The sequence below is a fragment of the Micromonospora sp. TSRI0369 genome (assembly GCF_001905625.1).
Taxonomy (GTDB): domain Bacteria; phylum Actinomycetota; class Actinomycetes; order Mycobacteriales; family Micromonosporaceae; genus Micromonospora; species Micromonospora echinospora_A.
The window spans coordinates 104,978-130,572 of sequence record NZ_LIVU01000003.1; the positions used below are offsets into that span (position 1 = coordinate 104,978).

Genomic DNA, 25,595 nt, shown 5'->3' on the forward strand with positions numbered 1-25,595 from the left:
GTGATCGCTGCTGCGACGACGGGTCAACACAAGGAGTGCGCGGTCCATGGCTGACGAGGCGAAGCTTCTCGACTACCTCAAGCGGGTCACCGCTGACCTGCACCAGGTGCGCCAGCGCCTGCGCGAGGTGGAGGCCGGTGAACAGGAACCGGTCGCCATCGTCTCCATGAGCTGCCGCTTCCCCGGCGGGGTGCGCTCTCCCGAGGACCTGTGGGAGGTGGTCGCGTCCGGCCGGGACGTGGTCACCGACTTCCCCGAGGACCGCGGCTGGGACCTCGGGTCGCTCTACGACAGCGACCCCGAACAGAGCGGTACGTCGTACACGCGGCAGGGCGGCTTCGTCCACGACCTGGCCGACTTCGACCCGGGCTTCTTCGCGATCTCCCCCCGCGAGGCGCTGGCGATGGACCCGCAGCAGCGCTGGCTGCTGGAGACATCGTGGGAGGCCCTGGAGCGGGCCGGCATCGACCCGCACTCGCTGCGCGGCAGCCGCACCGGCGTCTTCGCCGGCAGCACCGGCCAGGACTACGGCACCGTGCTGATGGGTGCCGCGCAGGGCCTGGAGGGGCACCTGATGACCGGCAACGCCGGCAGCGTGGTCTCCGGCCGGATCGCCTACACCTTCGGGCTGGAGGGCCCGGCGGTCACCATCGACACCGCCTGCTCGTCCTCGCTGGTCGCCCTGCACCTGGCGGGGCAGGCGCTGCGGCAGCGGGAGTGCACCCTGGCGATCGTCGCCGGGGTCACCGCCATGTGCACCCCGGCAGCCTTCGTCGAGTTCTCCCGGCAGCGCGGCCTCGCCGCCGACGGCCGCTGCAAGGCGTTCGCCGCCGCCGCCGACGGGACCGGCTGGTCCGAGGGCGTCGGCGTCCTGGTGCTGGAGCGGCTGTCGGACGCGCAGCGCAACGGCCACCCCGTCCTCGCCGTGGTGCGGGGCAGCGCCGTCAACCAGGACGGCGCCTCCAACGGCCTGAGCGCCCCGAACGGGCCGTCGCAGCAGCGGGTGATCCAGCAGGCGCTGGCCAACGCCGGCCTCGCCACCGGCGGCGTGGACGTGGTGGAGGCGCACGGCACGGGCACCCGGCTCGGTGACCCGATCGAGGCGCAGGCGCTGCTGGCCACGTACGGGCAGGACCGGGGGGACTCGGCGCCGCTGCTGCTCGGGTCGGTGAAGTCGAACATCGGTCACGCCCAGGCCGCCGCCGGTGTCGCCGGTGTGATCAAGATGGTCATGGCGATGCGGCACGGCGTTGTACCGCCCACCCTGCACGTGGACGAGCCGACGCCCGAGGTCGACTGGTCGGCCGGCGAGGTGTCGCTGGTGACCGAGGCGACGCCGTGGCCGGCGGTGAGCCGGCCGCGCCGCTCGGCCGTCTCCTCGTTCGGGGTGTCCGGCACGAACGCCCACACCATCCTGGAGCAGGCTCCGGCGCCCCAGCAGTCCCCGTCGGCCGCCGCCGCGTTGCTGGTCGAGCGGCCGGTCGTGCCGGTGCCGGTGTCGGCCCGGGACGCGGCCGGCCTCGCCGCGCAGGCGGGCCGTTGGGCGGCCCGGATCGCCGCCGACGAGACCCTGCGGCCCCTGGACGTGGCCTTCTCGTCGGTCACCTCACGCTCCACCCTGGAGCACCGGGCCGTGGTCTCCGCGACCGGCCGTGAGGAGTTGCTGGGCGGGTTGCGTGCCCTGGCCGCCGGGCAGCCGGCGGGTGCGGTTGTCGTGGGCCAGGCTGGCGGCCGGGGTTCGTTGGCGGTGCTGTTCTCGGGTCAGGGCGCGCAGCGCGCCGGGATGGGCCGGGAGTTGTACGCCGAGTTCCCCGTCTTCGCCGCCGCCCTCGACGAGGCGTGCGGGCACCTGGACAGGGCCCTGCCGCGCCCCCTGCGCGAGGTGCTCTTCGCCGCTGAGGGCTCGGCCGACGCCGAGCTGCTGGACCGGACCGTGTTCACCCAGGCCGGCCTGTTCGCCGTCGAGGTGGCGCTGTTCCGTCTCGTCGAGTCCTTCGGCGTCGCCCCCGACCTGGTCGGCGGCCACTCGATCGGCGAGGTCACGGCCGCGTACGTGGCTGGGGTGCTGTCGCTGGAGCACGCCTGCGCGTTGGTGACGGCGCGGGGCCGGCTGATGCAGGCGCTGCCCACCGGCGGTGGGATGCTGGCCGTCGCGGCCGCCGAGGCCGACGTCCTCGCCACGCTGGACGGCCTGGCCGACGTGGCGATCGCGGCCGTCAACGGGCCGACGTCGGTCGTGGTCTCCGGCGCCGTCGAGGCCCTGAACGAGGTCGAGCGGCTCTGGCGGGAGCGGGGCGTGCGCACGCGCCGGCTCACGGTCAGCCACGCGTTCCACAGTCCGCTGATGGAGCCGATGCTCGACGATTTCCGGGCCGTCCTGGCCGGGCTGGAGTTCTCCGCGCCGGCGCTGCCGGTCGTGTCGAACGTGACCGGGGCGCTCGCCGACGCCGATGAGATCCGCACCGCCGATTACTGGGTGCGCCACGTGCGGCAGGCCGTCCGTTTCGCCGACGGGGTCACCGCGCTGCGCGCCGCCGGGGCGGACACGTTCCTGGAGGTCGGGCCGCAGAGCGTACTGACCGCGATGGCGGCGGACATCCTGCCCGGCGACGACGGCGTGCTGGCCGTCGCCGTGCAGCGCAAGGACCGGCCCGCCGTGCACGGGCTGCTGGGCGGGCTGGCCGAGCTGTACGCGCACGGGGTGGCCGTCGACTGGCAGCCGTGGTTCGCCGAGACCGGCGCGCGGCGGGTGGACCTGCCCACGTACGCCTTCCAGCACCAGCGCTACTGGCCCGAGGCGGGCGCCGGGTGGACCGGCGACGTCACCGCCGTCGGCCTGCGCCCCGCGCAACACCCCCTGCTCGGGGCCGCCGTCGGCGTCGCGCACGCCGAGGGATTCCTGTTCACCGGCCGGCTGGCCCGGCGTACCCACCCGTGGATCTGTGACCACGTCGTCTTCGACACCGTGCTGCTGCCCGGCACGGGCTTCGTCGAACTCGCCCTCCAGGCCGGCGCGCACGTAGGCGCGGACCACGTCCGCGAACTCACCCTGGAGTCGCCGCTGATCCTGCCGGAGACCGGGGGCGTCGACATCCAGCTCTGGATCGGCCCGGCCGACGAGACCGGCTGCCGGTCCGTGTCGCTGCACTCCGCCCAGGACGGCGAGCCGGCCGAGGGCGCGGGCGAGCGGACCTGGACCCGCAACGCCAGCGGCGTGCTCGCCAGCGGCCCCGCCGCCCCGAGCGGCCCCGCCGGCTGGTCCGACCTGACCACCTGGCCGCCGCCGGGCGCCACCGAGGTCGGCACCGACGACCTCTACCTGAACCTCTCCGCCCAGGGCTACGACTACGGTCCGTCCTTCATCGCCCTGCGCTCCGCGTGGCGGCGCGGCGACGACCTCTTCGCCGAGCTGGCGCTGCCCGAGGCCCCCGCCGCCGAGGCCGGCGGGTACGGCCTGCACCCGGCCCTGCTCGACGCGGCGCTGCACACCCTCGGCCTGACCACGCCGGCCGGAGAGCCTTCAGGGGCGGGCATGCCCCCGGGGTACGGCCGGCTGCCGTTCTCCTGGAACGACGTCGCCCTGCACGGCGCCGGGGCCGCGGCGGCCCGCGTCCGGGTCTCGCACACCGGCCCCGACAGCATCTCGCTGATGCTCACCGACGTCACCGGCGCGCCCGTCATCTCCGTCGGCTCCCTGGTCCTGCGGCCGGTCTCCGCCGACCAGCTCCGCACCGCCTCCGGCGGCGGCACCGAGTCGCTCTTCCAGGTCGAGTGGGCGCCGCTCGCGCTGCCCGCCGGCCCGTCCACTGTCGACTGGGCGGTCATCGGCGACGCCGCGGCGCTCACCGACGCGGTCGCGGCCACCGGCACGGCCGTGGCGGCGTACCCCGACCTGACGGCCCTGGCCACGGCGATGGACGACGGGACGGACGCGCCCGGCGTGCTGGTCCTGCCGTTGCTCGACCCGCCCGCGTCGGCGGACGTGCCGCGCGTCGTCGCCGAGGCGACCCACCGGGTGCTTGCCGTGCTCCAGCAGTTCCTCGCCGAGGAGCGCTACGCGGTGTCCCGGCTGGTGGTGCTGACCTCGGGCGCGGTCGCCACCGACCGGGACGCCGACCTGACCGACCTGGCCGGCGCCGCCGTGATCGGCCTGCTCCGCTCCGCCCAGTCGGAGAACCCCGACCGGTTCGTGCTTGTCGACGTCGACGACGTGGCCGGCTGTGCCGCCGCGCTCGTCCCGGCCGTCGCGACCGACGAACCGCAGGTCGTGATCCGCGCGGGTGTCGCCGCCGGCGCCCGGCTCACCCGGGTTCCCGCCCCGGCCGAGCCGCCGGCCGCCCCGTTCGACTCCGACGGCACCGTCCTGATCACCGGCGCCACCGGCACCCTCGGCCAGCTGATGAGCCGGCACCTGGTCAGCGCGTACGGCGTCCGGCACCTCATCCTCACCAGCCGGCGCGGCCGCGCCGCCGGGGGCGTCGCGGAGCTCTGCGCCGAGCTGGAGGCGCTCGGCGTGAGCGTCACCGTCGCCGCCTGCGACGTCGCCGACCGCGCCGCCGTGGCCGAGCTGCTGGCCGGCATCCCGGCGGAGCACCCCCTCACCGCCGTCGTCCACGCCGCCGGCGTCCGCGACGACGGCGTCATCTCCTCGCTCACCCCCGAGCGGATGGACGGCGTGCTGCGGCCCAAGGTCGACGCCGCGTGGCACCTGCACGAGCTGACCGCCGACCTCGGCCTGAAGGCGTTCGTCTCGTACTCCTCGCTGGCCGCCACCGCAGGCGGCCCGGGCCAGGGCAACTACGCCGCCGCCAACGCGTTCCTCGACGGGCTGGCCCAGCACCGCAAGGCGCGCGGCCTCGCCGCGCTCACCCTCGCCTGGGGCCTCTGGGCCGACCGCAGCGGCATGACCACCGAGCTGGACGACGTCCACCTCAACCGGATCTCCCGCTCCGGCGTCGCCGCCATGGAGGCCGAGGAGGGGCTCGCGCTCTTCGACGCGGCCTGCCGCACCACCGACGCCGCGCTCGTCCCGGCCCGGCTGGACCTCGCCGCGATGAAGGTGCAGTTCGCCGGCGGGAGCATCCCGCCGCTGTACCGGGCGCTGATCCGCACGCCCGCGCGCGCCGCCGCGGCCACCACCGGCGCGTCACTGGTGCAGCAGCTCGCCGGGCTGGGCGACGCCGAGCGGGCCGCCGCGCTGGTCGAGATCGTCCGCGGGCAGGCCGCCGCCGTGCTCGGCTACCCCGACCCGGCGGCCATCGAGCCGCGCCGGGCGTTCAGCGAGTTCGGCTTCGACTCGCTGACCGCCGTCGAGATGCGCAACCGGCTCAACAACGCCTTCGGGATGCGGCTGCCGGCCACCCTCGTCTTCGACTACCCGACCCCGCACGACCTGGCGGGCTTCCTGGGTACGGAGATCGCCGGCACCCCGGTCCCCGTGCGACCCGCGACGACCACCGTGCCGGTCGGCGACGACGAGCCCCTCGCGATCATCGGCATGGCCTGCCGGCTGCCCGGCGGCGTGTGGTCGCCCGACGACCTGTGGCGGCTGGTGGTCGACGGCGTCGACGCGATCAGCGACCTGCCGACCGACCGTGGCTGGGACCTCGACAGCCTCTACAGCCCCGACCCCGACGCCCCCGGCACCTTCTACGCCCGCGGCGGCGGCTTCCTCAGCGGCGTCGACCGGTTCGACCCCGGCTTCTTCGGCATCTCGCCCCGCGAGGCCCTGGCCATGGACCCGCAGCAGCGGCTGCTGCTGGAAACCACCTGGGAGTCCTTCGAGTCCGCCGGCATCGACCCGGCCGACGTACGGGGCAGCAGCACCGGCGTCTTCGTCGGCACCAGCGGCCAGGACTACGGCTCGCTGCTCGCGTACTCGCCGGAGGCCGCCGAGGGCTACATGCTGACCGGGATGACCAGCAGCGTCATCTCCGGCCGGGTGGCGTACACGTTCGGGCTGGAGGGGCCGGCGGTGTCGCTGGACACGGCCTGCTCCTCGTCGCTGGTGGCCCTGCACTGGGCCGGTCAGGCGCTGCGGCGCGGCGAGTGCGACATGGCCCTCGCCGGTGGCGTGATGGTGATGGCCACCCCGACCGCCTTCGTCGAGTTCTCCCGGCAGCGCGGCCTGGCCGCCGACGGCCGGTGCAAGTCGTTCGCCGCGTCCGCCGACGGCACCGGCTGGTCCGAGGGCGTGGGCATGCTGCTCGTGCAGCGGCTCTCCGACGCGCGCCGGCAGGGCCGCACTGTGTACGCGGTGGTGCGCGGCTCGGCGATCAACTCCGACGGCGCCTCCAACGGGCTGACCGCCCCGAACGGTCCCTCGCAGCAGCGGGTGATCCGGCAGGCGCTGGCGTCGGCGCGGCTCTCCGCGGCCGACGTGGACGTGGTCGAGGCGCACGGCACGGGCACGACGCTCGGTGACCCGATCGAGGCGCAGGCCCTGCTGGCCACGTACGGGCGGGAGCGGCCCGCCGACCGGCCGCTGCTGCTCGGCTCGATCAAGTCGAACATCGGCCACGCCCAGGCCGCCGCCGGGGTGGCCGGTGTGATCAAGATGGTGCAGGCCATCCGGCACGGCCTCGTCCCGGCGACGCTGCACGTGGACGAGCCGTCCCCGCACATCGACTGGACCTCCGGCGCCGTCGAGCTGGCCACGGAGTCGCGGCCGTGGCCGGCGGTGGACCGGCCGCGTCGGGCGGCGGTGTCGTCGTTCGGCATCTCCGGCACGAACGCCCACGTGATCATCGAGCAGGGTGACGAGCCGGTCGACGCCGCACGCGTGGACACACGGCCCGGCCTCGTGGATTCCGGCGTCGTGGCATGGCCGCTGTCGGGGCGGTCGAGGGAAGCCCTGACCGGCCAGGCGGCCCGGCTGGCCCGGCACGTGCGCGAGCACGGCGAGGTCGATGCGGCGGCGGTGGGCTGGTCCCTGGCGACGACCCGGTCGACGTTCGACCACCGGGCGGCAGTGGTCGGGTCGAGCACGGAGGAGTTGCTGGCGGGGCTGGACGCTCTGGCGTCGGGGTCGCCGGCCGGCAACGTGGTCGCGGCGACGTCGTCGTCGCACGGTGCGGGCCCGGTGTTCGTGTTCCCGGGTCAGGGTGCGCAGTCGGCGCGGATGGCGGCGGGCCTGGTGGGTCGTACGCCGGTCTTCGACGCGCGGTTGGCGGAGTGCCAGCGGGCGTTGGCGCCGTATCTGGACGTGGACCTGGTGTCGGTGTTGACCGGTGACGACGAGTCGTGGCTGGCGCGGGTGGAGGTCGTGCAGCCGGTGCTGTGGGCCGTCGGCGTCGCCCTCGCCGCCGTGTGGCAGCACGCGGGTGTGGTTCCGGCGGCGGTGATCGGTCACTCGCAGGGTGAGATCGGCGCGGCGTGTGTGGCGGGGATCCTGTCGCTGGGGGACGCGGCGAAGGCGGTGGCGTTGCGCTCCCGGGCCCTGACCGCGCTGCGGGGCACCGGGACGATGGCGTCGGTCGACCTCCCCGCGGACGCGGTGACGGAGCGGCTGCCGGGCTTCCCCGGGGTGGGCGTCGCGGCGGTGAACGGTCCGTCGACCGTGGTGGTGTCGGGTCCGCCGCAGCCGGTCGCCGACCTGGTGGCGGCCTGCCAGGCCGACGGGGTGCGGGCGCGGTTGATCCCGGTGGACTACGCGTCGCACTCGGCGGCGGTGCAGGACGTCGCGGAGCAGTTGCGCGCCGATCTGGCCGACGTGACTCCGCGGCCCGGCCATGTCCGGATGGTGTCGACGTTGACCGGGGATTGGGTGGATCCGTCCTCGATGACGGCGGACTACTGGTACGACAACCTGCGGCAGACGGTGCGGTTCGACGCCGCTGTGCGGGTGGCGGTCGAGGCGGGTCACACGACGTTCGTGGAGATCAGCCCGCATCCGGTGTTGACGATGCCGGTGACGGCGATCCTGGACGACGCCGGCGTCACCGGGCACACCCTGGGCAGCCTGCGCCGCGGTGACGACGATCCGACGCGGCTGCTGACGAACCTCGCGACCGCCCACACGATCGGCCTGCCCGTCGACCTGACGGCCGTCCTGGCCGGGACCGCCCCTGTCGCCCTGCCCACGTACGCCTTCGACCACCAGCGGTACTGGGTCGAGCCGCCGGCGCACCGGGCGCAGGACGTCAGCTCCGCCGGTCTCCAGGACGCCGGGCACCCGCTGCTCAGCGCCACGCTGACGTTCCCCGACAGCGAGCGGATGGTCTTCACCGGGCGGCTGTCGGTGCGTACCCACCCGTGGCTCGGCGAGCACCGGGTGATGGACAACATCCTGCTGCCCGGCACCGCCTTCGTGGAACTCGCCACGTACGCCGGTGCGCAGGCCGGCTGCCCGACGGTGGAGGAGTTGACGCTGCTCGCCCCGCTCGTCCTGCCCGAACTCGGCGCGCTCCAGGTGCAGCTGACGGTCGGCGACCGCGACGACGACGGGCGGCGCACCGTCCAGCTCTACTCCCGGCCCTACCGGGACGGCTCCGACGAGATCCTCGCCGACGTCGCCTGGACCTGCCACGCCACCGGCCTGCTCGGCCCGCGGCCGGCCGACGCCGCGCCCGCCTTCGACCTGGGGGTGTGGCCGCCGCCCGGCGCGACGCGCGTCGAGTCCGACGACTTCTACTCCGGCATCGAGGCGACCGTCTTCGGGTACGGGCCGGCGTTCCGGGGTCTGCGTGCCGCGTGGATCCGCGACGACGAGGTCTTCGCCGAGGTCGAGCTGCCCGCCGGCCACCACGCCGAGGCCGGCCGCTTCGGCGTGCACCCGGCGCTGCTGGACGGCGCGCTGCAGGCCATGTCGATCGGCGGCTTCCTCGGCCGGATGGGCGACGGCGCCGACGCCGGCGTGCCCCGTCTGCCGTTCGCCTGGACCGGGGTCTCCCTGCTCGCCGCCGGGGCCACCGCCCTGCGCGTGCGCGTCGCCGCGGCCGGCGAGGTCGGCGTCTCCTTCCAGGTGGCCGACGCCACCGGCGCCCCGGTGCTGCACGTCGACTCGCTGATCATGCGCCGTGTCTCCGGGGACTCCCTCGGCGCGGCCCGCTCCGGCCGGCACGAGTCGCTGTTCCAGGTGGACTGGCCCGTGCTGCCGGTGCCCACCGGCCCCGTGCCGGCGGCCATCCGCTGGGTGGCGCTCGGCGACGACCTGGTGCTCAGCGCGGCCTGCGAGGCGGCCGGTGCCCGGGTGCGTACCGACGTCGGGCTCGACACCCTCGGCGACCTGCTCGCCGGGGGTGAGCCGGCGCCCGAGCTGGTGATCGTCCCGGTCGGCGACGCCGGGAACCCGTCGGACCCGGAGCTCGCCGCGCAGGCGCGCGCCGCCACGCACCGTACGCTCGCCGCGTTGCGGACCTGGCTCGCCGACGACCGGTTCGCCGACTCGCGGCTGGTGCTCGTCACCCGGGACGCGGTCGCGGCGGGGGAGCAGGAGCCGGTGAACCTGCGCCAGGCCCCGGTCTGGGGCCTGCTGCGCGCCGCCCAGCTCGAACACCCGGGCCGGTGCCAGATCGTCGACCTCGACGACGCCCCGGACAGCGCCGCCGCGCTGGCCGCCGCCATCGCCTCCGGCGAGCCGCAGCTCGCCGTGCGCGACGGGCAGGTCCGCACCCCACGGCTCGGCCGGGTTCCGGCCGGTGTCGAGCCGCTGCCCGGCGGGATCGACCCGGCCGGCACCGTGCTGATCACCGGCGGCACGGGCGTGCTGGGCCGCATCCTGGCCCGCCACCTCGCCACCAGGCACGGCGTACGGCACCTGCTGCTGGCCGGGCGGCGCGGCGCGGCGGCCGAGGGGATCGGCGACCTGGTCGGCGAACTCGCCGGCACCGGTACGGAGGTGACCGTCGCGGCCTGCGACGCCGCCGACCCCGAGGCCCTGTCGGCGCTGCTGGCCGGGGTGCCGGCAGCGCACCCGCTCACCGCCGTGGTGCACGCCGCCGGCGTCCTCGACGACGGCGTGCTGGAGTCGATGACCCCCGAACGGGTGGACGCGGTCGCCGTGCCGAAGATCGACGCCGCCTGGCACCTGCACCGCCTCACGGCCGACGCGAACCTCGCGGCCTTCGTCCTGTTCTCGTCGGCGGCGGCCACGCTGGGCAGCGCCGGCCAGTCCAACTACGCGGCGTCGAACGCCTTCCTCGACGCCCTCGCGGCGCACCGCCGGGCACGCGGGCTCGCCGGCATCTCGCTCGCCTGGGGCCTGTGGGCGCAGGCCAGCGGCATGACGGGCCACCTCGGCGACGACGACGTGCGGCGGATGGCCGAGCAGGGCGCCACCGGCCTGTCCACCGAGCAGGCGCTGAATCTCTTCGACGCCGCGTGGCGGCTCGACGCGGCAGCCGTCCTGCCGATGCGCCTGGACGTCGGGACGCTGCGCGGGCAGGCGGAGACCGGCACCCTCGCGCCCATGCTCCGGGCCCTGGTCCGGGTGCCGCTGCGACGCTCCATGGACGCCACCGGTGCCCGCTCCGGCGGGGTGCAGCTCGGCCGGCGGCTCGCCGGCCTGGCCGCCCCGGAGCGGCTCAAGGTGGTGCTCGACGTGGTACGCGCGAACATCGCCGCTGTCCTCGGCCACGCCGGCTCGGACGCGGTCGACCCGAACCGGCTCTTCACCGACCTGGGCTTCGACTCGCTCACCGCCGTCGACCTGCGCAACCGGCTCAACAGCCTGTCCGGCCTGCGGCTGCCGGCGACGCTCGTGTTCGACTACCCGACGCCGACGGCGCTCGCCGAGAAGCTGACGAGCGAGATCGCCGCCGACGCGGCGCCCTCCACCCAGCCGCTCTTCCAGGGCATCGACACGGTGGAGAGCCTGCTCACCGCCATCCCGCTCGACCCGGCGGCCCGCGCCCGGTTCACCGCCCGGATGCAGGACCTGCTCGCCAAGGCGTCCGACCTGGCGGCCGGGCCCGCCGTCGAACCGGACCGGCCAGACCTCGACTCGGCCAGCGACGACGAGATCTTCGACTTCATCAGCAAAGAGTTTGGAATCTCCTGAGATGACCAACCTTCGGATCGAGGCAGGGGCCACCCGATGAGCGACGACAAGCTGCGGTACTTCCTGAAGCGGGTGACAGCCGACCTGCACGACACCAAGCGCAAGCTGCAGACCGTCGAGGCCCGCGACCAGGAGCCGCTGGCCATCGTCTCGATGAGCTGCCGCTTCCCGGGTGGCGTGCGGTCGCCGGAGGACCTGTGGGAGCTTGTCGCCGACGGCCGGGACGCGCTGACCGAGTTCCCGGACGACCGGGGCTGGGACCTGGAGGCGCTCTATGACCCCGACCCGAACAAGCCGGGCAAGAGCTACACCCGCATCGGCGGGTTCCTCGACGGCGCCGGTGACTTCGACCCGTCCCTGTTCGGGATCTCGCCGCGTGAGGCCCTCGCGATGGACCCGCAGCAGCGGCTGCTGCTGGAGACGTCCTGGGAGGCCGTCGAGCGGGCCGGCATCGACCCGCTGTCGCTGCGCGGCAGCTCCACCGGTGTCTTCGTCGGGCTGAGCACCTCGAACTACGGCATGGGTCTGCCGAACGTGCCCGAGGGCGTCGACATGTACATCGGCACCGGCAACACCACGAGCGTGGCGTCCGGCCGGATCTCGTTCACCCTCGGCCTCAACGGCCCGGCCGTCACCGTGGACACCGCCTGCTCCTCCTCGCTGGTGGCCCTGCACCTCGCCGTGAACGCCCTGCGCCGCGGCGAGTGCGACCTGGCCATCGCCGGTGGCGTCACCGTCATGGTCACCCCCGGCGTGTTCGTCGTCTTCTCCCGGCAGCGCGGCATGTCCGTCGACGGCCGGTGCCGGGCCTTCGCGGCCGGCGCGGACGGCACCGGCTGGGGCGAGGGCGGCGGCGTGCTCGTCGTGGAGCGGCTGGCCGACGCCGAACGCAACGGCCACCCGGTCCTCGCCGTGATCCGGGGCAGCGCCCTCAACCAGGACGGCGCCTCCAACGGGCTCACCGCCCCCAACGGCCCCTCTCAGCAGCGGGTCATCCGCCAGGCCCTCGCCAACGCCCGGCTCGGCTCCGCCGACGTCGACATGGTCGAGGCGCACGGCACCGGCACCACCCTCGGCGACCCGATCGAGGCGCAGGCGCTCATCGCCACGTACGGGCAGGACCGCCCGGCCGACCGTCCGCTGTGGCTGGGCTCGGTGAAGTCGAACATCGGCCACACCCAGAGCGCCGCCGGCGTCGCCGGGCTGGTCAAGATGGTGATGGCGCTGCGTAACGGCGTCATGCCGGAGACCCTGCACATCGACGAGCCGTCCCCGCACGTGGACTGGACGGCCGGGGCGGTCTCCCTGCTCACCGAGTCCAAGCCGTGGCCGGAACTGGACCGCCCCCGCCGCGGCGGCGTCTCCTCCTTCGGGGTCAGCGGCACCAACGCCCACGTCATCCTGGAGGAGTACCGCCCGCGCGTCGCCGAGGCGGCGACCGTCGACGGCGGGCAGGCGGACGGGACCGGCGCCGTCGAGCCTGCGCGCCGGCCGGGCCTGGTCGCCTCGGACGTGACCCTCTGGCCGGTGTCGGCCCGGTCGAGGACCGCCCTGGGCGGGCAGGCGGCCCGGCTCGCGGACTTCCTGCGCAGGCGCGGCGAGATCGATCCGGCGGCGGTCGGCTGGTCGCTGGCCACCACCCGCTCGACGTTCGACCACCGTGCCGCCGTCGTCGGGTCGACCGCTGACGAGCTGCTGGCCGGGCTGGACGCCCTCGCCGCCGGCCAGCCGGCGGGGAACCTCGTCACCGGTACGGTCACCAGCGCCGGCGCAGGTCCCGTCTTCGTGTTCCCGGGTCAGGGGGCGCAGTCGGCGCGGATGGCGGCCGGGCTCGTCGGTCGTACGCCGGTGTTCGACGCGAAGCTGGCCGAGTGCCAGCGGGCCCTGGCGCCGTACCTCGACGTGGACCTCGTCGCGGTGTTGACCGGTGACGACGGGTCGTGGCTGGAGCAGGTCGAGGTCGTGCAGCCCGTGCTGTGGGCCGTCGGCATCGCCCTGGCGGCCGTGTGGCGCGCGGCGGGCGTCGTCCCGGACGCGGTGATCGGTCACTCCCAGGGCGAGATCGGCGCGGCCTGTGTCGCCGGGATCCTGAGCCTGGAGGACGCCGCGAAGGCAGTGGCGTTGCGGTCGCGGGCGCTGACGGTGCTGCGGGGGACCGGGACGATGGCGTCGATCGACCTGTCGGCCGACGCGGTCACCGAGCGCCTGGGGGAGTTCCCGGGCGTCGGCGTCGCTGCCGTCAACGGGCCGTCCACCGTCGTGGTGTCCGGCCCGCCGCAGCCCGTGGCCGACCTCGTGCAGGCGTGCCAGGCGCAGGGCGTCCGCGCCCGGCTGATCCCCGTGGACTACGCGTCGCACTCCGAGGCCGTGCGGCAGGTGGCCGAGCAGCTCCGCGCGGACCTGGCCGGCGTCACCCCGCGGGCCGGCCACACCCGGCTGGTCTCCACCCTCACGGGCGAGTGGGCTGACCCGCTCACCATGGGTGCGGAGCACTGGTACGACAACCTGCGGCAGACCGTGCAGTTCGACGCCGCCGTCCGTACGGCGGTCGCCGCCGGGCACACCACGTTCGTCGAGATCAGCCCGCACCCGGTGCTGACGATGCCGGTCACCGCGATCCTCGACGACACCGGCGCGAGCGGGCACACCCTGGGCAGCCTGCGCCGGGGCGACGACGACGCGACCCGGCTGCTGACCAACCTCGCCACCGCGTACGCCGTCGGCCTGCCCGTCGACCTGGCGGACGTCCTCGCCGAGACCGAGGTCGCGCCGCTGCCCACGTATGCCTTCGACCACCAGCGGTTCTGGCTCGACGGCAGCGGCGGGCCCGACCTGGAGACCCTGCTGTCGGGCATGAGCGGCGACCCGGGCGACGCGGGCTTCTGGGCCGCCGTCGAGAGCGGGGACGTCACGGCCCTCGCCGAGACCATCGCCACCGAGGAGACCCCGGCACACGAGGTTCTCGACGCGCTGCTGCCGGCCCTGCCGATGCTCACCTCCTGGCGCCGGCAGCGGCGCCGGCAGGCCGACATCGACAGTTGGCGCTACCAGGACACCTGGAAGCCCCTGACCGGCGTCGCCAACCGGGGCATGGACGGCACCTGGGTCGTGGTCATGCCGACCGGCGACATCATCGAGCCCTGGCAGGACGCCTGCGTCGAGGCGATCGCGGCGGCCGGCGCGACGCTCGTGCCGGTGGCCGTCTCCACGCCCGACGTCGACCGCGACCAGTTCGGCAAGCTGCTGCAGGAGGCGCTCGCCGCCGCACCGGGCGGCGACGCCACCGCCGACGTCGCCGGCGTGGTCTCGCTGCTCGCCTTCGACGAGCTGGCCCACCCGCTGTACCCCTCCGTGCCCGGCGGCTTCGCCGCCACCGTCGCGCTCTTCCAGGCCCTCGGCGACATCGGCCTGCGCGCGCCGATGTGGAGCGTCACCTCCGGCGCCGCGTCGGTAGGCATGGCCGACCTGCTGCGCGCCCCGGCGCAGTCGCTGGTCTGGGGCTTCGGCCGGGTCGCCGCGCTGGAGCACCCGCAGCGCTGGGGCGGCCTCGTGGACCTGCCCGAGGCCGTGGAGGACCGCTGTGCCGACCTGCTGGTCGCCGCCCTCACCACCGCCGGGGACGAGGACCAGATCGCGGTACGCCCGAGTGGCCTGCTCGCCCGCCGGCTCACCCGCGTCCCGCTCGGCGACAGTCAGCCCGCCAACCCGTGGCAGCCGTACGGCACGGCGCTCGTCACCGGCGGCACCGGCGCGCTCGGTGGGCACGCCGCCCGCTGGCTGGCCCGCAGCGGTGTGGAGAACATCGTCGTCGTCAGCCGGCGGGGCATGGCCGCGCCCGGCGCGCAGCAGCTCGTCGACGACCTCACCGCGCTGGGCGCCCAGGCCACAGTGGTCGAGTGCGACGCCTCCGACCGCGACGCCCTGGCCGAGCTGATCGAGGCGATCCCCGCCGAGTACCCGCTCACCGCGGTCGTGCACGCCTCCGCGGTCCTCGACGACGCCATGATCAACGACATCCGGCCCGAGCAGATCGAACGGGTGCTGCAGGCCAAGGTCGACGTCGCGTACAACCTGCACGAGCTGACCCTCGACCACGAGCTGTCCGCGTTCGTCATGTTCTCGTCCTTCGCCGGCAGCGTGGCCAGCTCCGGCGTCGGCAACTACGCCCCGAGCAACGCGTTCCTCGACGCGCTCGCCCAGCACCGCCGGGGCCTCGGCCTCACCGCCACCTCCGTCGCCTGGGGGGCGTGGGCCGGCGGCGGCATGGCCGACGGGCCGCTCGGCGAGCTGCTGCACCGCCACGGCGTACCCGAGATGACCCCGGAGGCGGCGATCACCGCGCTGCACCAGGCCGTGGACCATGGAGAGGCGTTCCTCACCATCGCCGACATCGCCTGGGAACGGTTCTCCGTCGCGTTCACCGCCACCCGGCCCGGTCCGCTGATCAGCGACCTGCCGGACGTCCGGCGGCTCGCCGCCGCCGAGGCGATGGGCAGCGTGGAGGCCGGCGACGGCCCGGAGTCGTTGCGGGAGCGGCTCGCGGGGCTGCCCGCCGCCGAGCGGTTCGCCGTGCTGCTCGGCCTGGTCCGTGGCCAGGTCGCCGCTGTGCTCAACTACCCGTCCGCCGACTCCGTGGACGAGCATCGGGCGTTCCGGGAGCTGGGCTTCGACTCCGTCACCGCCGTCGAGCTGCGTAACCGGCTCGGCGCGGCCACCGCCGTGGCCCTCCCGGTCACCCTGGTCTTCGACTACCCGACCCCGACGACCCTGGCGGAGTACCTCTACGCCGAGGTCGCCCACGACGACGTGGTCACCCCGAACGCGCTCCTCGACGATCTGGACCGGATCGCCGAGGGCCTCGACGTGGTCGCCCGGGACGAGGCGGCCCGGGTGCGGGCCACCGTACGCCTGCAGGCGATGCTCTCCCGGCTCGGCCAGGACAGCGGTGGCGCCGACATCGGCCGGCACCTCGACGACGCCACCGACGACGAACTGTTCGCGATGGTGGACAAGGACCTCGGCATCTCCTGACCCAGCTTCAGCTCTCTCCCGTCTCTTTCGAGGAAGCGGCACTCCGATGGCCAACGAAGACAAGCTCCGCGACTACCTCAAGCGGGTCATGGCTGATCTCCACGACACCCGCCGCCGACTCAGCGAGGCCCAGTCCCAGGAACTGGAGCCGGTGGCGATCGTGGCGATGAGCTGCCGGTTGCCGGGCGGGGTGCGCAACCCCGACGACCTGTGGGAGCTGTTGCGGGACGGCCGGGACGCCGTCGCGCCCTTCCCCGACGACCGGGGCTGGGACCTGGAGCGCCTCTACCACCCCGACCCCGACCACCCGGGCACCTCGTACGCCCGGGAGGGCGGGTTCGTCGACGGGGCCGGCGACTTCGACTCCGCCTTCTTCGGCATCTCGCCGCGCGAGGCGCTGACCATGGACCCCCAGCAGCGGCTGCTGCTGGAGACCTCCTGGGAGGCGGTAGAGGCCGCCGGCATCGACCCTGCCTCGCTGCGCGGCAGCCGGACCGGGGTGTTCGTCGGCACCAACGGGCAGGACTACGGCACCCTGCTGATGATGTCGCCCGACGGCGACGAAGGGCACTCGATGACCGGGGGCGCGGCGGCCGTCGCGTCGGGCCGGGTGTCGTACGCCCTCGGGCTCGAAGGACCGGCCGTATCCATCGACACGGCCTGCTCGTCGTCGCTGGTGGCGCTGCACCTCGCCGTGCAGGCGCTGCGGGCGGGGGAGTGCGACCTGGCGCTGGCCGGCGGGGTGACCGTGATGGCCACCCCGGGCCTCTACATCGGATCCAGCCGGCAGCGCGCACTCTCCACCGACGGGCGTTGCCGGTCGTTCGCCGCCGCCGCCGACGGCGCCGGGTTCTCCGAGGGGGTCGGCTGGCTGCTGGTCGAGCGGCTGTCGGACGCCCGCCGCAACGGCCACCGCGTCCTGGCTGTGGTCCGCGGCACCGCCGTCAACCAGGACGGCGCGTCGAACGGGCTGACCGCGCCCAACGGGCCGGCCCAGCAGCGGGTCATCAGCCAGGCCCTCACCTCCGCCCGGCTCTCCACCGCCGACGTCGACGTGGTGGAGGCGCACGGCACCGGCACCAGGCTGGGCGACCCGATCGAGGCGCAGGCGCTCATCGCCACGTACGGGCAGGACCGTGACGAGGCCCCGCCACTGCTGCTCGGCTCGGTGAAGTCGAACATCGGTCATGCCCAAGCCGCCGCGGGCGTGGCCGGCGTGATCAAGCTGGTGCTCGCCATCCGGCACGGCCTCGTGCCGGCGACGCTGCACGTCGACGCGCCGTCGCCGCACGTCGACTGGACGGCCGGTGCGGTGGAACTGGTGACGGAGGCCCGCCCGTGGCCCGAGACGGGCCGGGTACGCCGGGGCGCCGTCTCCTCGTTCGGCATCTCCGGCACCAACGCTCACGTGATCATCGAGCAGTCGGCTGAGCCGGTCGAGTCGGGTGCGGGTGGGCGTGGGGCGGGGTTGGTCGCTTCGGATGTGGTGGCCTGGCCGGTGTCGGCGCGGTCGGGGACGGCGTTGGCCGGTCAGGTTGCCCGGCTTGCGCGGCACGTGCGTGAGCGGGGTGGGATCGATCCGGTGGAGGTGGGCTGGTCGTTGGCGGCTACCCGGTCGGCGTTCGATCATCGCGTCGTTGTCGTCGGGTCGTCCGTCGAGGAGTTGCTTGCCGGGCTGGATGCCTTCGCTGCCGGTCAGCCGGCGGGGAACGTGGTCACGGGGGTGGCGTCGAGTCCGGGTGCGGGGCCGGTCTTCGTGTTTCCGGGTCAGGGCGCGCAGTCGGCGCGGATGGCGGCGGGGCTGGTGGGTCGTACGCCGGTGTTCGACGAGTGTCTGGCGGAGTGCCGGCGGGCGTTGGCGCCGTATCTCGATGTGGATCTCGTGTCGGTGCTCACGGGCGAGGACGAGTCGTGGCTGGACCGGGTCGAGGTGGTGCAGCCGGTGCTGTGGGCCGTCGGTGTCGCTCTGGCGGCGGTGTGGCGTGCGGCGGGTGTGGTTCCGGACGCGGTGATCGGTCACTCGCAGGGTGAGATCGGTGCGGCGTGTGTGGCGGGCATTCTGAGCCTGGAGGACGCGGCGAGGACGGTGGCGTTGCGGTCGCGTGCGCTGGCGGTGCTGCGGGGTACCGGGACGATGGCGTCGGTGGACCTGTCGGCCGAGGCGGTGGCCGAGCGGCTGCCCGCGTTCCCGGGTGTCGGGGTCGCGGCGGTCAACGGCCCGTCCACCGTCGTGGTGTCGGGTCCGCCGGAGCACGTCGCCGGCCTTGTGCAGGCGTGCGGGGCCGAGGGTGTTCGTGCCCGGCTGATCCCCGTGGACTACGCGTCGCATTCGCCCGCGGTGCAGGAGGTCGCCGAGCAGCTTCGGGCGGACCTGGCCGGTGTCAGTCCGCGGGCCGGTCATACCCGGCTCGTGTCCACTCTCACCGGGGACTGGGTGGATCCGGCGGCGATGACCGCTGACTACTGGTACGACAACCTGCGACGGACTGTGCTCTTCGACGCGGCCGTGCGGACGGCTGTGGCTGCCGGGCACACCACGTTCGTCGAGATCAGCCCGCATCCGGTGCTGACGATGCCGGTCACCGCGATCCTCGACGACGCCGGTGTGAGCGGGCACACCATCGGCAGCCTGCGTCGTGGTGACGACGACGCGACCCGGCTGCTGACCAACCTCGCCACCGCGTATGCCGTCGGCCTGCCCGTCGACCTGACGAGGGTGCTGCCCGCCGCGGCCACCGTCGACCTGCCCACGTACGCCTTCGACCACCACCGGTACTGGCCCGCGCCGCCGCTCTTCCTCACCGCGGCCGACGCCGCCCCGGACATCGACCGCTGGCGCTACCGGGTCACCTGGCGGGCCCTGCCCGACCTGCCGCTGACCTGGCTCGCCGGCACCTGGCTCGTGCCGGTGCCCGCGGCGCTGGGCGACGACCCGCTGGTCACCGACGTGCTGTCGGCCCTCGGCAACTTCGGCGCGGACGTCGTCCCGGTGGAGCTGGACGTCACAGACGACCCGGCGGCGCTGGCCGAGCGGCTGAGCGCCGCGCTCACCGGCCCGGACGGACCCGTCGCCGTGCTCTCGCTGCTGGGTCTGGACGAGCGGGCGCACCCGGAGCACCCGGCCACCTCGCTGGCCGTCTCGGGCACCGCCCTGCTGGTGCAGGCGCTCGGGCTGCTCGGCGTCGAGGCGCCGCTGTGGTGCGCCACCCGGGGAGCCGTCGTGGCCTGCGCCGACGACCCGGCGCCGCGCCCCGCCGCCGCCTCCGTCTGGGGGCTCGGCCGCGCCGTCGCCCTGGAACACCCCGCCCGCTGGGGCGGCCTGCTCGACCTGCCCGACGTGCTCGACGCGCAGGCCGGCGCGCTGCTCTGCGCGGCGCTCGGCGCCAGCGGTGGCGAAGACGCCTTCGGCGACGACGGCGCGGAGCAGTCCGGCCGGGGCGAGGACCAGCTCGCCGTCCGCGCCTCCGGCGTCTTCGTCCGCCGCCTCACCCGGATCACCGAACCCGAGCCGGTCGACTCCGGCGACGCGGACGACACCCGGCGGATGCGCGGCACCGTGCTGATCACCGGTGGCACCGGCGGACTGGGCGGGCATCTGGCCCGCTGGGCGGGCCGCTCCGGCGCCGCGCACGTCCTGCTGGCCAGCCGGCGCGGCCCGGACGCCCCGGGCGCCGCCGAGCTGGAGGCGGAGCTGACCGGCCTCGGCGTACGGGTCACAGTGGCCCGCTGCGACGTCGCCGACCGGGCACAGGTGGCCGACCTGCTCGCCGCCGTCCCCGCCGACGCCCCGCTGAGCGCCGTGCTGCACACCGCCGCCGTCCTCGACGACGGCATCGTCGACACCGTCACCGCGCAGCGCCTGCACACCGTCGCCGCGTCGAAGTGCGTCGCCGCGCTGCACCTGGACGAGCTGACCCGCGACCTCGACCTGGACGCCTTCGTGCTCTTCTCCTCGGTGGCCGGAACCACCGGCAACGCCGGGCAGGGCGCGTACGGGGCGGCCAACGCCTTCCTCGACGCCCTCGCCGAGCGGCGCCGGGCCGAGGGGCTGCCAGCCCTCTCGGTGGCCTGGGGCGCCTGGCGCGGGGCCGGCCTGCCCGCCGAGAACGAACGCGCCCAGGAACGGCTGCGCCGGGGCGGCATGATCGGCATGGACCCGGAACTGGCCGTCGAGGCCCTCGCCCGGGCGCTGCGCCGCGACGAGCCCACCACAGTCGTCGCCGACATCGACTGGGCCCGTTTCGCCCCCGCGTTCACCCTGGTGCGGCCCAGCCCGCTGATCGGCGACCTCGCCGAGGCCCAGGAGGCGACGCAGCCGGCCGGGCAGGAGGCCGCCGAGGAGGAGACGGGCGTGCCATCGGCCCTCGCCCGGCGGCTCGCCGCGCTCGCGCCGGGGGAGCGCACCGCGACACTGCTGGAGCTGGTGCGGCAGTGCGCGGCGACGGCCCTCGGCTACGGCGCCGCCGACGACATCCCGGCCACCCAGCCCTTCCGCGACCTCGGCCTGGATTCGCTGACGGCAGTCGACATGCGCAACTTCCTGGCCGCCGCCACCGACCTGCGGCTGCCCGCGACGCTCGCCTTCGACTATCCGAACCCGACGGTGCTCGCCGCGCACCTCGGCGAACTGCTCACCGGGATCGTCCCCGACGCGACCACCCCCGCCCCGGCCGCCGCGGCCGAGGACGACGACCCGATCGCCATCGTGGCGATGAGCTGCCGCCTGCCCGGTGGGGCGGACACCCCGGAGCAACTGTGGCAGCTCCTCGCCGCCGGCGGCGACGCCATCGGGGAGTTCCCCACCGACCGGGGCTGGGACCTGGACCGGCTCTTCGACTCCGACCCGGAAAAGGAGGGCACCAGCTACGCCCGTGAGGGCGGCTTCGTCACCGGCGCCACCGACTTCGACGCCGGCTTCTTCGGCATCAGCCCCCGCGAGGCCCTCGCCATGGACCCGCAGCAGCGGCTGCTGCTGGAGGCGTCCTGGGAGGCGGTCGAGCGGGCCGGGATCGACCCGCACACGCTGCGCGGCAGCGCCACCGGCGTATTCGTCGGCACCAACTACCAGGACTACCGCAACCTGATGTTCAGCGCCGAGGGCGCCGAGGGGCACCTGATGACCGGCAATGCCGGCAGCGTCCTGTCGGGCCGGGTGTCGTACACCCTCGGGCTGGAGGGGCCCGCCGTCTCGGTCGACACCGCCTGCTCGTCGTCGCTGGTCGCGCTGCACTGGGCCTGCCAGGCGCTGCGCCGCTCGGAGTGCTCACTCGCCCTGGTCGGCGGCGTCACCGTCATGTCCACCCCCGGGGTGTTCGTCGGCTTCAGCCGGCAGCGGGGCCTCGCCCCGGACAGCCGGGTCAAGGCGTTCGCCTCCGCCGCCGACGGCACCAGCTGGGGCGAGGGCCTCGGCCTGCTGCTCGTCGAGCGGCTCTCCGACGCCCGCCGCAACGGTCACCCGGTGCTCGCGGTCATCCGGGGCAGCGCCGTCAACCAGGACGGCGCTTCCAACGGCCTCACCGCCCCGAACGGGCCGTCGCAGCAGCGGGTGATCCGGCAGGCGCTCGCCAACGCCGGCCTCGCCCCGGCCGACGTGGACGCCGTCGAGGCGCACGGCACCGGCACGAAGCTCGGCGACCCGATCGAGGCGCAGGCCCTGCTCGCCACGTACGGCCGGGAGCGGCCCGCCGAGCAGCCGCTCTGGCTCGGCTCGATCAAGTCGAACATCGGCCACACCCAGGCCGCCGCCGGTGTCGCCGGGATCATCAAGATGGTGCTGGCGCTGCGGCACGGCTACCTGCCGCAGACTCTGCACGTAGACGAGCCGACCGACCAGGTGGACTGGAGCGTCGGTGCGGTCGAACTGCTCGGCGAGGGCCGCCCCTGGCCGGTCACCGACCACCCGCGCCGCGCCGCCGTCTCCTCGTTCGGCATCAGCGGCACCAACGCGCACACCATCCTGGAGCAGGCCCCGGAGCCGGTCGAAGCCGAGCAGCCGACGGGTGACCCGGCGCGGCTGCCGGTGGTGCCGGTGCTGCTGTCGGGCCGTTCGGCGTCCGCGCTGGCCGCCCAGGCGCAGCGCTGGTCCGAGCAGCTCACCGGGCTGGAGGCGCCACGTACGGTCGACGTCGGCTGGTCGTCGGCCGTCGCCCGGGCCGCCCTGGAGCACCGGGCCGTCGTGCTGGCCACCGACCGGATCGCGCTGGATGCCGGGCTGCGCGCCCTCGGCACCGGCAAGGACGCGCCGCTGGTGGTCACCGGCGTGGCGGTGCCCCGGCCGAAGGTGGCGTACCTGTTCTCGGGGCAGGGCGCCCAGCGGGCCGGGATGGGTCGCGAGCTGGCCGAGGCGTTCCCCGTCTTCGCCGCCGCCCTGGACGAGGCCTGCGCCGCCCTCGACGCGCACCTGCCCCGCCCGCTCAGGCCACTGCTCTTCGCCGAGCCCGGCACGCCCGAGGCCGAGGCGCTGGACCGCACCGAATTCACCCAGCCGGCGCTGTTCGCCGTGGAGGTGGCGCTGTTCCGGCTGTTCGAGGCGTGGGGGGTCCGTCCCGACGCCGTCGCCGGGCACTCGATCGGCGAGATCGCGGCCGCCCACGCCGCCGGTGTGCTCTCCCTGGCCGACGCCGCCGAGCTGGTCGCCGCCCGGGGCCGGCTGATGCAGGCGCTGCCGGCCGGCGGGGCGATGCTCGCCGTCGCCGCCACCGAGGCCGAGGTGACCGCCACGCTCGGCGAGCGGGCCGACCGGGTCTCCGTCGCCGCCGTCAACGGCCCCTCCGCCGTCGTGGTGTCCGGGGCCGGCGACGCCGTCGAGGAACTGGCCGCCCAGTGGGCCGCCCGGGGTGTCCGGGTCCGGCGCCTGGCGGTCAGCCACGCGTTCCACAGTCCGCTGATGGATCCGGTGCTCGACGACCTCGCCGCCGTCGCCGGACGGCTGCGGTACGCGGCTCCGAGCATCCCGATGGTCTCCACCGTCACCGGCGCGCCGGTCGACGCGGCGGAGATCGGCGCGCCCGGTTACTGGGTGCGCCACGCCCGCGAGGCGGTACGCTTCGCCGACGCCGTCGTGGCACTGCGCGAGCGCAACGTCACCGGCTACGTCGAGATCGGCCCGGACGGGGTGCTCACCGCCCTCGCCCAGGCCGTCCTGGCCGAGGCCCCGGCCGGCGGCCGGGCCCCACTGGTGGTGCCCGCCCTGCGCCGGGACCGCGCCGAGCCGAGCACCCTGCTGCGCGCGCTCGCCGCGCTGCACACCCACGGAGTCTCCCCGGACTGGTCCGCCCTCTACGCCGGTACCGGCGCCCAGCGGGTCGAGCTGCCCACCTACGCGTTCGACCGGCAGCGCTACTGGCCGGAGCCGCCGCCCTGGGCCGCCCTCGTGGCCGCCGACGAGGCCCCCGAGGTCGAGCGCCGCTTCTGGGCCGCGGTCGAGGCCGAGGACCTGGAGTCGCTGGCCCGCGACCTCGACGTGCACCGCGACCAGCCGTTCGGCACCGTGCTGCCCGCCCTGTCGGCGTGGCGCCGGCGCGGCCGGGAGCAGGCCCTGGTCGACGGCACCCGCTACCGGGCGGTCTGGGAACCCATCGCGGAGACCTCGCAGGAGCAGGACCCCGGCCGGTGGCTGGTGCTGCTGCCCGCCGACCGGGCGGACGACCCCGACCTGCACTCCTGCACCTGGGCCCTGGGTGCCGAGGTGAGCATCGCGCCCGTGGACACCGCCGCCGACTCCGAGGAGCTGTGCGGCGGGTTCGCCGACGTGCTCACCGAGGCGCTCGGCGCGGGCGACGGGCCGCTGTCGATCCTGTCCTTCCTCGGCCTGGACGACGCCCCGCACGCCGAGCACCCGGCGCTGCCGCGCGGCCTCGCCGCGACCGTGCACCTGCTCCAGCAGCTCGTCGACCTCGACGCCTCGGTCCGGCTCTGGTGCGTCACCCAGGGCGCCGTCGGCCTCGGCGACGGCGACGCCCCGGCCAACCCGCGGCAGGCGATGCTGTGGGGCCTGGGCCGGGTGGCCGCGCTGGAGCAGCCCGCCCGCTGGGCCGGGCTGGTCGACCTGCCCACTGACCTGGAGCCGTGGACGGCGATGCGTCTCGGCGGCATCCTCACCGGCGGCGGCGTGGAGGACCAGCTCGCCGTCCGCGAGTCCGGGGTGCTGGTGCGGCGGCTCGTACCGGCCACCACCACCGACGGGGAGCTCACGCCGTGGCAGCCCCGGGGCACGGTGCTGATCACCGGAGGCGCCGGTGCGCTCGGTGGGCACGTGGCCCGCTGGGTGGCCGCCGAGGGCGCGCAACGGGTGGTGCTGACCAGCCGGCGGGGGACCGGCACCCCGGGCGCCGCCGAGCTGATCTCCGAGCTGGCCGGGCTCGGCGTGGACTGCCGGGTGGTCCGCTGCGACGCCGCCGACCGCGCCGCCGTGACCGACCTCCTGGCCGATCTCCGGCGGGAGGGGCCGCCGCTGCGCGCGGTGGTGCACGCCGCGGGGGTCAGCGAGGTGGTGCCGCTGGCCGACACCACCCTGGAGGACCTGGCGTACGTCATCGCCCCGAAGGTCTGCGGCGCCGAACACCTCGACGAGCTGCTCGGCGACGCCGAACTGGACGCGTTCGTGCTCTTCTCGTCCATCTCGGCGGTGTGGGGCAGCGGCGGACAGGGCGCGTACGCGGCCGGTAACGCCTACCTGGACGCGCTCGCCGAGCGGCGACGCGGCCAGGGCCGGGCGGCCACCTCCATCGCCTGGGGACCGTGGACCGAGTCGGGCATGTACACCGAGGGTGCGGCGGAGCAACTGCGTCGCCGCGGCCTCCAGGTGATGCCGCCCGGCGTGGCGATGGCCGGGCTGCGGCACGCCCTGGCGGTCGGCGACAGCTGCGTCACCGTCGCCGACGTCGACTGGGCCACCTTCCAGCCGCTGTTCACCTCGCTGCGGCCCAGTCCGCTGCTGGCCGACCTGCCGGCCGTACGCGGGCTGGCCGCCGCCCCCGCCGAGGCGCCGGAGGCGGTCGCGCCCGGCGCCCGGGACCTGCTCGCCGGGCTGCGGGCACTGCCGGACGACGAGCGGCGGGCCGCACTGCTGGAGATGGTGCGGGTCGACGCGGCGAAGGTGCTCGGCCACCCCTCCGCTGACGCGATCGAGACCGACCGGGGCTTCCTGGACCTCGGCTTCGACTCGCTCACGGCCGTGGAACTGCGCAACCTGCTCACCGCGGCGACCGGGCACGACCTGCCCACCACCGTCGTCTTCGACTACCCCACCCCGGACGGCCTGGCCGGCCACCTGTACGAGCAGCTCTTCGCGGGCGCTGCGGGGGACGACGGCGACGGCGGCGACGAGGAGTCCGTGCGCCGGGCCCTCGCCGCGATCCCGCTCGACGAGCTGCGGCAGGCGGGCCTGCTCGACCAGCTGCTCCAGCTGGCCCGTACGAGTGCCGGCACGCCGGCCGTGGCGTCCGCTGCCCCGGTCACGTCGTCCGCACCCGAGACCCAGATCCGCGAACTCGACGTCGCCGGCCTGGTCCGGATGGCCCTGGAAGGCTCCGACTCGTGACCCGGCCGGCCCTGAGGAGCGCCC

General features: G+C 75.2%; 3 protein-coding genes. All 3 read left to right on the plus strand.

All coding sequences use genetic code 11. From position 1 onward, the window contains the following. The first annotated feature begins 46 nt into the window (after window positions 1–46). The 3 genes from AMK25_RS09530 to AMK25_RS09540 are packed head-to-tail and all read left to right on the plus strand — an operon-like array spanning window position 47 to window position 25,571. Window positions 47–10,999 carry a type I polyketide synthase gene (locus tag AMK25_RS09530; protein ID WP_073827817.1) on the plus strand — a complete coding sequence of 3,651 codons (10,953 nt, stop codon included), beginning with the start codon at window positions 47–49 and terminating at the stop codon, window positions 10,997–10,999. A 36-nt stretch (window positions 11,000–11,035) separates the two neighbouring features. Next, entirely contained in the window at window positions 11,036–16,030 is a 4,995-nt protein-coding gene (locus AMK25_RS09535; RefSeq protein ID WP_073827818.1) for a type I polyketide synthase, read from the plus strand. 46 nt (window positions 16,031–16,076) lie between these two features. Next, window positions 16,077–25,571: a type I polyketide synthase gene (locus AMK25_RS09540; protein WP_073827819.1), complete on the plus strand. Its 9,495-nt coding sequence runs from the start codon at window positions 16,077–16,079 to the stop codon at window positions 25,569–25,571. Window positions 25,572–25,595 lie beyond the last annotated feature (24 nt).

What these genes read in the sequence shown, in the direction of transcription:
- AMK25_RS09535 (WP_073827818.1), top strand. Translation starts at nt 11,036, where the DNA reads ATGAGCGACGACAAGCTGCGGTACTTCCTGAAGCGGGTGACAGCCGAC.
- AMK25_RS09530 (WP_073827817.1), top strand. Translation starts at nt 47, where the DNA reads ATGGCTGACGAGGCGAAGCTTCTCGACTACCTCAAGCGGGTCACCGCT.
- AMK25_RS09540 (WP_073827819.1), top strand. Translation starts at nt 16,077, where the DNA reads ATGGCCAACGAAGACAAGCTCCGCGACTACCTCAAGCGGGTCATGGCT.